Raw genomic sequence first — 10423 nt, 5'->3', positions numbered from 1 at the left:
TGACGCCTGTGGAGACTCCTCTGGCGGGGTGGTGGGGGTGAACTCTGCCGCTAGTCATGGGTCGCTGAAGCAGGAAGAAAGCAGCGATGCTGGGCAAAGTTCTGTTTTGTTCAGCGTTGCATAAGTCTTTCGGAGCGGACTTCTTCGGGTCAGGCAGAGGTAGCCGAGGCAACCGGTTGAGTGGATCCTGGATTTCCGGTCGCGCTGGCGTAACCTGGCGCAACATAGCCTCCCACCCCACTTCTCTCCCCCATCGCCGATGGGCTATTCCATCAACAGGCCCAAGTCCAGGTGAGGCTGCCACAGATCCGCCAGGCGCTCCAGCAATTGCTCCCGCTGCTGAGCATAGTGGCCCTCCAGATCCGGCAAGGGATCCCAGCCTTTTTGTCGGCGCAGCCAGTTCAGCCATTGTCGCCGCCACAGGTGGTTGTCAAACAGGCCATGCAGATAGCTGCCCCAAATCCGACCCGTGGGATCCCGCCAGCCCAGGTTCTCTTGCTCGAACAGCGGCAGGCAGCCAGAGGGATCCGCCTGGGTGGATCCCTGATGAATTTCGTACCCCTGAATGGGGGCCAGGGCAGGCCATCGGCTTTGGGTCTGCACCTGCTGGGTGACCTTGGTGGGTTGTAAAACGGTGGTCAAAGGGAGAAAGCCCAGCCCTGGGTAGGTGCCGGCGATCCCCTCCCAGCCTTCGGGATCGGCGATGGTTTCTCCCAACATTTGCAGTCCGCCGCAAATGCCGACGATATGGCCGGAGTATTGGCGCAGTTGATCGGCCAGGCCGGTCTTTTGCAACGCGAACAGATCGTTGAGGGTGGTTTTGCTGCCGGGCAGGATGACCACATCCGGGGATCCCAAACTTTGGCCAAGGTGAACCCAGCGCAGATGGACGGTGGGCTCCGCCAACAAGGGGTCAAAATCCGAGAAATTGGCCACCTGGGGCAAACGCACCACAGCAATCTCCAGGCGCCCTTCCCTCAGGGCTTGGCCACCGGCCCGGTCGCGGCGATCTTCCCAAAGCAGGGGGTTGGCTGCAATTCCCATCGAATCCTCTTGGGGCAGAACCCAGTCCACCCAAGGCAAGACCCCGACAACTGGGATCCCGGTGTAGTTTTCCAGCCAATCCAGGCCGGGCTGCAACAGTTCCCGCGAGCCCCGAAACTTGTTGATGACAATGCCCCGGATCAGGGCCCGTTCTTCGGGTTCCAGCAGTTGGAGTGTGCCCACCACATGGGCCAGCGCCCCACCTCGGTCGATGTCCGCCACCAGCCAAGTGGGGGATCCCAAATGCAAGGCAACCCGCATATTTGCCAAGTCCCGATGTTTGAGGTTCACCTCTGCTGGGCTACCTGCCCCCTCGCAAAGGATCCAGTCGTACTGCTGTTGTAGGCGAGCAAGGGCTTCTTTGACCGCTTGCCAGGCCGGCGCAAACCAGCGCTCGTAATACTCTCCGGCGCGGTAGGTGCCCACCGCCACTCCGTTCAAGACGATCTGGGAAGTCAGGTTGCCCTGGGGCTTCAGAAGAATCGGGTTCATTTCCACCGCAGGGGGGATCCCGGCAGCCCAAGCTTGCAGAGCCTGCGCGTAGGCGATCTCTTTGCCGTCTGGGGTGACATAGGCGTTGAGGGACATATTCTGAGCTTTGAAAGGGGCAACCCTTTTTCCCGCTTTCTTGAGAATGCGACAGAGGGCTGTCACCAAAAGGGTTTTGCCCACATGGGAAGAAGTTCCCACCACCATCAAGGATCGACCTGAACAGCTCACCCCGGATCCCTCACCCTTGGTTTCTGGTTGTTGCCATTCTCTCCGCGGCCAGTCCTGCCAAGCCAGGGCCTCCGTTGGCAAAGGCGACCCCATGATTCCTCAGTTCCCCAGAGCAACGTGCCCTGCTGATGCCAAGAGCCGAAACCCCGGGTCTGCACAAGATCCCAAGGGCTTGCGCCTTTGTGCTCTCGGTTGGATTTTAAGCTGGGGCAGATGGATTCGAACCACCGAATGGCGGGACCAAAACCCGCTGCCTTACCGCTTGGCGATGCCCCAATTCACATTGCTTAACCAGTTTAATTAATCTAGCGATGCAGCTTTAGATCTGTCAACGGTTGCGGTGGCTTCCTGTGTCGTGGGGAAGCTGAAGCTCTTCGCCAAGGCCAGGGCCGATGTCAAAGGGGTTCACAGGGAGAATGCGGGCCACCTCGAAGAAATAGGCGCGGATCTCTGGCCCGAAATAGATGACATCTCCACTCCTCAAGTAGTGAGTGGCCACCCGCGTGCCGTTGACAAACACCCCATTGGTACTGGACTGGCCGTTGCGATTGCCGTCGATCAGGCAATAGGTAAACCCTGTCCGGTTGGACTTGGTGGGCACCCGCACCAGGTAAGCGTGGTGACGCGAGACAAACCGATTGACGATCTGGATGGCGTTGGAGGGATCCCGTCCAACCGTGTAGATACTCTCCCGCAGGATGTAGCTGCAGGGCCGGACAGGATGGCAGATGGACAGGGTGAACTCCGGATGGGATACCGGCTGCTCAGGGACTCGATCGAACAGATCTGCTGGCAGATCAAAGCTGTAGCTAGAAGCAAGAGGATCCCCCCCACCAACCGCCGTGGTGGAGGTAAAGAAATCGTCGTAGCTATGTGGCAAAGGTCTTCCCCCCTCAACGCTCAACGCCATTTACAGCAGCTTGGCTTTCCAAATTCAAAGTCTTATCTATAGTTCCCCAAAACCCTACTGCTTTCAAAGGAACTCTGGTCTTGGCGGGCTGCCGGAAAACCCACAAGCCCCAGTGTACTGTACTATACACCATAGGCAGCCTTGGAGATACCCCCTTTCCCCGGAAACTGGGCTTGGGCTCAGGTTGGGCCCATTTTGGTTTTCAGGGATCCCTTGGGAGCCTCAGCCTTCGCGGGCTATCCTGAGTAACAGATTCTTGAGGTAGGGGTGTGACAGAGGCCCTGCTGCGTCGGTTGGATGTGGCCACAGAAGCTGCCCTGGAGGCAGGGGCTTTGCTGCGCAGTTATGTGGGAGGCACCCTCGCCATTGAGGAGAAACGTCCGGGCGACTTGGTGACTGCGGCGGATCGCGCTTCCGAGGATCTCATCTTGAAAATCTTGAGGCGGCACTTCCCCGAAGATGTCATCTTGACCGAGGAATCAGGCCAGCAGGGATCCCCGGAGGGCGCCTACGCTTGGATGATCGATCCCCTGGATGGCACCACCAACTTTGCCCACGGTTACCCTTTCGCTGCCGTCTCCATTGGTTTGCTGCAGGGGCGGGAGCCAGTTTTGGGGGTTGTTTGTGATGTTTTTCGCGGGGATCTGTTTCGCGCCGTCCAAGGGATGGGGGCTACCCGCAACCGCCAACCCATTCGAGTCTCCACAACGGCTGAATTGTCTCGGAGCCTGCTGGTGACCGGCTTTGCCTACGATCGTCGCGAAACCCCCGACAACAACTACGCCGAGTTTTGCCACTTTACCCATCTCACCCAAGGAGTGCGGCGGGGCGGATCTGCAGCTCTGGATTTGGCCTATGTGGCCACCGGTCAGTTGGATGGCTATTGGGAGCGGGGCCTCTCCCCTTGGGACATTGCCGCAGGGATCGTTCTGGTGCGGGAGGCAGGCGGCAAGGTGACCGCTTATGATGGCAGCCCGGTGGACGTTTACAGTGGCCGACTGTTGGCCAGCAATGGCTGGTTACACGCTGCTCTGCAAGAAGAACTGGCCCAGGTGCGGCCTTTGCCGGTCTCCTTTCCCATGCGGCGGGATCCACGCCCAACCTAGAAAAACCGGGAAAGCTTGCCGGTTGAACGAGTTGAATTCGAGACAGAAGTAGTTGAAGAATAATCAAGAAGACTACAAAACATCCGTGTCGGGCAGGGTAGATAGGAGATGGGTTAGCGGACTCCCCGGAAAACAGCGACATCGCTGCCGGGCGGCACAGTTCGGCCTGGCTCTCCTCTTGGGAGCGATGGCCCTTGGGGTTGCCACTGCTGGCCCCGGTTACCCTCAGCCGGCACAAGGGAAAGTCGCCCCCACCGAGCAGGCACAGCCCCCTGATTCCCGTTGGGCCGAGATCCAGGCCCGGGGACGCATTCGGGTTGGCTTGGATCCCAGTCTGGGGCCGGCCTATCTCTATACCGACTTGGAGCGACAAACCTACGCCGGCTTCGAGTGGGATATCCTGGAGGCGCTTGCCCAAACCCTTCAGGTGCAGGTGGATCCCATCTACGTGGCCTGGAGCGAGCAGTTGGCGGCCTTGCAAGCGGATGAGGTGGACTTGATCTGGGGGGCGCGGGAAGCTTTGGGCTTGGATCCGGAGCAGTTTCTGGCCACCCGGCCCTACTACCTCAGCCCGCAGCGCTTGGTGGTACGGGATCCCTCCCCCACCTCTGGGCCAGAGGAACCGGCCATCGAGACACTGTCGCAATTATTTGGCCGCAAAGTGGGCATCGTAGTCAATAGTACAGGGGCAGCCCTACTGGAGGCGTATAACGAGAGGAGGGGCAACGCCATTCGTCTCTTTGCCACCAGCAACCCTGAGCGCTTGTTTGCTCAGCTACAGGCTGGCCAGTTGGATGCTGTGCTGGTTGATCAGCCTGTTGCCGCCCTAAACCTGCGCCAAGCTGGATCCCGGCTGCGCCTGGTGGGGCCGCCCCTGTTCCCCATGCCTCTGGTGGGAGTAGTATCCTCTCAGCATCCTTCCCTGAAGGAAGCTGTGGATGGGGCGATTTCCAGCCTGATCGAAAACGGAACCTTGCAGCAGATTTTAGAGAAGTGGCAACTATGGGATCCAACTCTAATGTCCCTCGCCTCAACCGAGGAATAGCCCGCTACGAGACTGACCATTTCGCCATCTTGGGCGTCCCTCTCACCGCCGACTCCAAGGGGATCCGGCGCGGCTACCTGCAGGCGGCCAAGGCCCTCCACCCGGATCGGTTTGTGGGGGATCCCGAAGGTGCAGAGCGCGCCAACATCCTCTTTGCCAAGCTGGTCAACCCGGCCAACGAAGTGCTGACCAAAGAGCGGGAGCGAGGGGAATATGAAACGGTGCTCAAAATGCGGATCAAACGCCTTTTGGAGACGCCCCCCCCGGATCTTTGGCCCTCTGGGGAAGCCGTCAAGGGCTTGGCCGAGCACCCCCATTGGCAGGAAGAGTATGTCAGACGGGTGGAGAAGCTGGCCAAAGAGCAATACAGCTCCATGGAAACCCTGCTCGAGAAAACCGAGCAGTTGAGCGAGCTGAACCTGGCCTATTTGTTGCTCAAGGCCGGCTACCAGGGGAGCCTAGCCCCTGCCTCTAGAACCACTACCGCGACCGGGATCCCAACCCCTTCCCCCAGCCGTACCACTGTGGGTGGGATCCCAGCCTCCCCCGTCGTTGCTCCGCCCAGCCGTCCCCCTGTTCAGCCCGTTCCCACCCCACCTCCGGCTCCCAAGCTCAGCCCTGCGGAAACCCGCTTTATCCAAGCCTTGGACATGATCGAGCGCAAGCAATACCGGGATGCGGTGCAGTATCTGAACTTTGCCATCAGCGCTGAGCCCAACGTGGCCCGCTACTACCTGCACCGGGGCATTGCCCACCTGAAGCAGGGGAATACCGGCATGGCCAAAGCAGACTTTATGCAAGCCAGTCGCCTAGAACCTGCCAACGCCGAGTTGATGGCAGAAGTGCGCCGCTGGCTGCAGCAGGTCACCACTCAACAGCCCGTTCCCGTCCCCAAGGACTCTGTCCCGCCAACGCGAGTGGCCAGCCGTCAAACGTCACAGGCTCAGAAAGTGGTGCCGCCTCCCCGCAAAGAAGACAACGGCGGGTTCTTGAGCCGCCTCTTCGGCAGGAAAAAGTAGGCAGAGCCCCCCTTAACGCGCACCCCCTAGCACCAGCAGCGTCACCAGGGATCCCGTATTCCAGAGGCTGTGCAGTAGGATGGGAGCCAGCAGGTTGCGGCTGTGGCTGTACACCACCCCCAGCACCACCCCCAGCATGGTCAAAGGCAGCAGATCGGAAAGGTTGAGGTGGGCAAGGGCAAAGGTAAAGGCGCTAAGCCCAATGGCGGCCCCCATAGGCAGGTAGCGGCTTAGAGTAGGCAGCCAAAAGCCCCGGAACAGCACCTCCTCAAAAACAGGGGCACAGACAGACACCACGGCCAAAAACACCAACCGCGCCCCCCAACCATGGCTATCCAGCAGCAGGGGCAAAATGGGATTCCCACCCCCCGCCTGCGGTAGCAGCAATTGCGAGAGTGCCGCTGCCAGCACCACCAAAGGCAAGGCCACCCAGTAGCCACACAAGCCCCACAGCAGCCAAGGACCCCACAACCGCACCTGCAGCACCCTCTGCCAGCCGGGGTAGGCGTGCAAGAGACGGTACAATAACCCTGCCCCCAGCACAGCGCCGGAGTTGTAGGTGAGAAACAGGGCTACCGCCTGCTGCCAAGGGCTGAGCTGCCGTGCCCCCAGGCCGAGGATGATGATGTAAAGTCGAGGCACCAAAGCGTTGAGGGCGATAAACCCCAAAAACCAGCCGGTCAACACCGCTTGCGCCCCGATCCCCGGCCAAGGCACTTCCCAAGCAGGGCCCAGGAGCGGACGTTTGCGCCAAAGGCTCCAGCCCAGCCAGCCCAACAAGAGCATCAACCCCAGCAGTGCCCCCAGCACGGGGATCCCGCCCACCACCGCCAGTCGAAATAGAGCCGCCAAGGCCAATTTTTCCTGCTGTTGGTTGAGGGCATTTAGGCTATCGCTGCGCTGCTGCAGTCGGTAAAGCTGTTGCAGAGCCACCGCCTCAAACCAACCATCCAGATGATTGCGAATCTGCACCTCCGCCTCTGGCAAGATGCGCCGCGGTGTTCCCCACAGTCCTTGCAAAACCCGCGCTGCCCCCTTTTGGCTCGATTCCAGCTCCACGGGACGTTCCAGGTCGATGATCTGCTGCCATTGCTGCTGAGCGGCCTCCAGATCTTCTTGGTAGGCATAGAGCAAGCCCAGGCGCAGCCAAAGCGCATCCAGCTCCGTCTGCAAATCTTGCATGGAGGCCAGAAGGGCAGGATCCACCTCTGGAGATTGGGCCAGTTCTGGGCTGGCCGCCTCAGATTCGCCAGCAGGAGTTAAACGGGCCAGCCGTTTCAAACGTTTCAGGCGTTCGGCGTAGTTATCGGCGGTCTGCTGATAGCGATTTTGGGCCACCTTGAACACATCCTGACCCAAAAGTGCCCGTGCCAGATCCTGATAGCGGGGATCATCGAGGGTGCGGGAAGCTTGCAGGGCGAGATCGGTTTGCAACAAATCCAACTGCGTTTGGGGCGGCGGCTGAAACCAACTGCTGGAAAGAGAAAGCCCGACAATCACAATGGCCAATAGGCTCAGCAGGTTGAGGATCCCACGGCGAACAGAAAACCAAGCAGAGGAGGGGTCGGCAGAGGCCGTGGTTTCAGAGTGAGACATTGCGGCGACGGATCCAACTCAAGCGGGTTATATCCTATCTTCTGTATTGTCTTGGCGGAATGGAGTTGTTATTACTGCATTACGGATTTGTCCTGTTGTCACCGTCGCTCCAGCCAATAGCGATAGATGGGCAGGCCCAGTTGTAGGCAGTGCCACTCCCGCTCCGTGGGGATGCCGAGGGGATTGGAGTCCAAAGGCCCCCGGTGGGGATCCCAAAACTGCGGATGATCCAAAAATCGAGCTGCCATTTCTTCGGCCACCTCTTGGATATCCGATTGCAGGAAGACGGGGCTGCCCGGTCGCAGCAGCAGAGCCAGATCCGCCACCAGTTGGGGCTGGACGATCCGCCGTTTGTGATGGCGCTTTTTGAACCAGGGATCCGGAAATAGGATGGTCACCCGGCTGAGATCCCCCGGCGCAAACAGATGCCGCAGAGAGATGTTGATGTTGGCAAACAGAAAATGGACGTTATCCAGCCCCAGCTCATCCCGCCAGGCATTGGCCCGCTCCACCAGCGCCTGCCGAATCTCTACCCCTAGGAAGTTCCAGTCGGGCTGCTCCTGAGCGAGGCGCAGCAGAAATCGTCCGCTCCCTGTGCCGATATCCAGATGAAAGGGCTGCCCCAGCCGTCGGTATACCCGCTCCCAGTGGGGTGGGGGGGTGGGCTGCTGATACTGCGCCTGCAGGGGATTGACGTGCTGCCGTACCCGGTGACCGAGGCCCCTCTGTAAGGGGATCCCGGCCCAAGGCGGAGAAGGGGGGCGCTTCTCCAGTTGGCCCTCAGGCGATTGCTGCCCCTGTTGCACCTCTGCTTCCATAGACCACCTCCTGCCGCCAGCTGCGGCCCTCGCCCACTGACCAAGGGATCCCCCAGCTTGGAGGGGAGCGACAAAAGTCCAGGAGATCTAGGCTACCACCGGATGCTGTCGATGACTTGCCGCAAGATCTGGGCCGAGCGGTGCAGCTGCTTGCGCTCGCTCTCGGTGAGGGACATGGCCAGCGTGCGTTCCACCCCCTGCCGCCCGACCACTCTGGGCAAGCTGAGACAGACCTCTGGCAGATCGTACTCCCCTTGGGTGAGGCTGCTCACGGTTAAAACGCGGTGTTGATCCCGCAGCAGGGCTTGGACAATTTGCGTCACCCCTAACCCGATGGCGTAGCTGGTGGCCCCTTTGCGACGGATGATCTCGTAGGCAGCGTTGCGCACCTGCTCGAAGATATCCCCCAAATAGGCGGGATCCCATTCCGGTGAGAGTTCCCCAATCGGGGTACCGGCGATGTTCACCTTGCTCCAAACGGCCACCTCGCTATCTCCATGTTCGCCGATGATGTAGGCGTGCAGGCTACGCGGATCCACCCCCAGGCGCTCCGCCAAAAGATAGCGAAAGCGGGCTGTGTCCAAAACCGTCCCCGACCCAATTACCTGCCCTGCCGGCAACCCCGACAACTTCAGGGAAACGTAAGTCATGATGTCAACGGGATTGCTCACCACCAAAAGGAGTGTGTCAGGGCAATGGGCCATCAAGGCCGGGATCAAGCCTTTGAAGATCTCGACGTTGCGCTGCACCAAATCCAAACGGGTTTCTCCAGGCCGCTGCTTGGCCCCTGCCGTTAAAATCACTACATCTGACCCGGCGCAATCAGCCAGTTCCCCTGCCCGTATCCGCGTCGGCTCCACAAAGGGGATCCCGTGCACCAGATCCATCACTTCCCCTTCCAGCTTGTTGCGGTCGATGTCGTGAAGGACCAGCTCATCCAGAGTGTTCTGGATTACCATCGAGTAGGCACAGGCCATGCCTACCTGGCCGGCGCCGATGATGGATCCCTTCAAAAGGCGGCGAGAAGTCAGCCCCTCGACCTGCTGCTGGGAGCGCTGCTTGGGTTGGTGCTTAGAAACAGTCATGGCTGCAGCCGCTACTCTTCGTTCTCCAGCTTAAGCCTGCCTAGAGGAAGAAAAAAACAGGCTACCGCTCTCCAGAAGAACTGGAAAGGCGAGAAGAGGCAGGATCGGTTGCCGCAGCGGACTGGATCCATCTGAAACAATAAAAACAATAAATAGCCCTCTAACCTTCAACAGTCCTCAACCCGGCTGCTGGGTTAGCCGCTGCCAAAGCTGCGGAGGAATGCGCTCGTGAGGACACTTTAGGGACTGAATCTGAGCTAAATCTTCCGGCATGTAGTGCAAGGCTACCCGCGCTGCCGGATCCAAAAGGCTGCGCCGTCGTCGGTTACATTGCTCCGCTTCTCCCAGAAACACGTCCAGCCAGCCATCTCGCTCTTGGTAGCGAATCCTCAAAGCAGAGAGAGAAGGCAGAGCAGAGGAAACTTCTTTGCGGTAGAGCCGAAAGCCCTGCTCCAGACTCCAGCCCAACCACCACTGAGGCGCCAATTGCCCCAACTGCCTACACCACACCCCCGCCTGAACCTGTTGCCATGCCATGCTTGCCACTCCGCGACCCGCTCTCCCGAGGGAACTTAACTGCAAATCTTTAGCAATTGCTACTTGGGTAAGCACTCTACCAGACTCCTCAAGCTTAATGCAAGTCTTTATCAAAGAGGATCCCTACTTTGCCGGCACGCTATTGAAAGCTAATCTCAATAGAGCTATGCTGTTACTCGGTTGAGTGGTGGAGTTGTATCCATCAGTCCTCCTCTCTTGCCTTGGATGCATCGGGGATCCCACGCCCGCGGAATTAGCCATCCTGGGTCTGGCAGGGATCCCTTTTCCAGGGCTAGCTGAGGTTCTTTCTAATGAGAGCAGTTCTAACTAATAGGAGCCTGGTTCCTTCCCAAGCGTGTCGATGTACGGGTAGAACAAGTTCGGGAGCCAGAAGCGGTTTAACCTTGAAAACGGCGACGCATAGCCCTTCACGTCGGCAGGACAGGCTTTTTAATAATTCTTTTAATTAACCTCAAGAGTTGCTTCAAAGAATATCCCCTCCGGAGCACCCAAAAGCCCGTGCCAGCCCGGGGATCTTTTGTA

9 protein-coding genes and 1 tRNA gene are annotated in these 10423 nt (G+C 59.3%); 3 read left to right on the top strand and 7 right to left on the bottom strand.

Annotated features, from left to right (window positions below; translation table 11 throughout):
• Positions 1 to 264 precede the first annotated feature (264 nt).
• The 3 genes from NW834_RS05680 to NW834_RS05670 form a co-directional block, all read right to left on the bottom strand.
• A complete protein-coding gene (locus NW834_RS05680) occupies positions 265 to 1740 on the bottom strand; it encodes a cobyric acid synthase (RefSeq protein WP_414399018.1) in 1476 nt (491 codons plus the stop codon).
• 228 nt (positions 1741 to 1968) lie between these two features.
• Positions 1969 to 2040 (bottom strand) — tRNA-Gln (locus NW834_RS05675).
• Positions 2041 to 2092: 52 nt separating this feature from the next.
• Positions 2093 to 2674 carry an FHA domain-containing protein gene (locus tag NW834_RS05670; RefSeq protein WP_414418716.1) on the bottom strand — a complete coding sequence of 194 codons (582 nt, stop codon included), beginning with the start codon at positions 2672 to 2674 and terminating at the stop codon, positions 2093 to 2095.
• Positions 2675 to 2943: 269 nt separating this feature from the next.
• On the opposite strand from NW834_RS05670, the gene NW834_RS05665 reads away from it, so the two are divergent.
• The 3 genes from NW834_RS05665 (at position 2944) to NW834_RS05655 (ending at position 5844) form a co-directional block, all read left to right on the top strand.
• On the top strand, positions 2944 to 3780 hold the full coding sequence (locus NW834_RS05665) for an inositol monophosphatase family protein (protein ID WP_414418715.1): 837 nt from the start codon (positions 2944 to 2946) through the stop codon (positions 3778 to 3780).
• 187 nt (positions 3781 to 3967) lie between these two features.
• The gene (locus NW834_RS05660; protein ID WP_414418714.1) at positions 3968 to 4825 is read left to right on the top strand and encodes an ABC transporter substrate-binding protein; all 858 of its coding nucleotides are present in this window, start codon (positions 3968 to 3970) and stop codon (positions 4823 to 4825) included.
• Positions 4783 to 5844: a DnaJ domain-containing protein gene (locus NW834_RS05655; protein WP_414418713.1), complete on the top strand. Its 1062-nt coding sequence runs from the start codon at positions 4783 to 4785 to the stop codon at positions 5842 to 5844. The genes NW834_RS05660 and NW834_RS05655 overlap by 43 nt, the downstream gene beginning before the upstream one ends.
• A gap of 12 nt (positions 5845 to 5856) precedes the next feature.
• Here NW834_RS05655 and NW834_RS05650 read toward each other — a convergent pair whose 3' ends face one another.
• The 4 genes from NW834_RS05650 to NW834_RS05635 form a co-directional block, all read right to left on the bottom strand.
• Positions 5857 to 7440, bottom strand: a complete 1584-nt coding sequence (locus tag NW834_RS05650) for a lysostaphin resistance A-like protein (protein WP_414352171.1) — start codon at positions 7438 to 7440, stop codon at positions 5857 to 5859.
• Positions 7441 to 7538: 98 nt separating this feature from the next.
• Positions 7539 to 8258, bottom strand: a complete 720-nt coding sequence (trmB, locus tag NW834_RS05645; RefSeq protein WP_414418712.1) for a tRNA (guanosine(46)-N7)-methyltransferase TrmB — start codon at positions 8256 to 8258, stop codon at positions 7539 to 7541.
• A 92-nt stretch (positions 8259 to 8350) separates the two neighbouring features.
• On the bottom strand, positions 8351 to 9271 hold the full coding sequence (locus NW834_RS05640) for an L-lactate dehydrogenase (RefSeq protein ID WP_414418717.1): 921 nt from the start codon (positions 9269 to 9271) through the stop codon (positions 8351 to 8353).
• 249 nt (positions 9272 to 9520) lie between these two features.
• Entirely contained in the window at positions 9521 to 9880 is a 360-nt protein-coding gene (locus NW834_RS05635) for a hypothetical protein (RefSeq protein ID WP_011433745.1), read from the bottom strand.
• Positions 9881 to 10423 lie beyond the last annotated feature (543 nt).

The organism is Synechococcus sp. R60.1 (genome assembly GCF_047461835.1).
In the GTDB taxonomy this organism is placed as follows: Bacteria; Cyanobacteriota; Cyanobacteriia; order Thermostichales; family Thermostichaceae; genus Thermostichus.
This window is presented reverse-complemented; position numbering and strand designations above follow the sequence as displayed.

Excerpts from the sequence above, each read along its gene's own strand:
- NW834_RS05680 (WP_414399018.1), bottom strand. The coding sequence starts at position 1,740 with ATGGTGGTGGGAACTTCTTCCCATGTGGGCAAAACCCTTTTGGTGACA.
- NW834_RS05670 (WP_414418716.1), bottom strand. The coding sequence starts at position 2,674 with ATGGCGTTGAGCGTTGAGGGGGGAAGACCTTTGCCACATAGCTACGAC.
- NW834_RS05660 (WP_414418714.1), top strand. The coding sequence starts at position 3,968 with ATGGCCCTTGGGGTTGCCACTGCTGGCCCCGGTTACCCTCAGCCGGCA.
- NW834_RS05655 (WP_414418713.1), top strand. The coding sequence starts at position 4,783 with ATGGGATCCAACTCTAATGTCCCTCGCCTCAACCGAGGAATAGCCCGC.
- NW834_RS05650 (WP_414352171.1), bottom strand. The coding sequence starts at position 7,440 with ATGTCTCACTCTGAAACCACGGCCTCTGCCGACCCCTCCTCTGCTTGG.
- trmB (WP_414418712.1), bottom strand. The coding sequence starts at position 8,258 with ATGGAAGCAGAGGTGCAACAGGGGCAGCAATCGCCTGAGGGCCAACTG.
- NW834_RS05635 (WP_011433745.1), bottom strand. The coding sequence starts at position 9,880 with ATGGCATGGCAACAGGTTCAGGCGGGGGTGTGGTGTAGGCAGTTGGGG.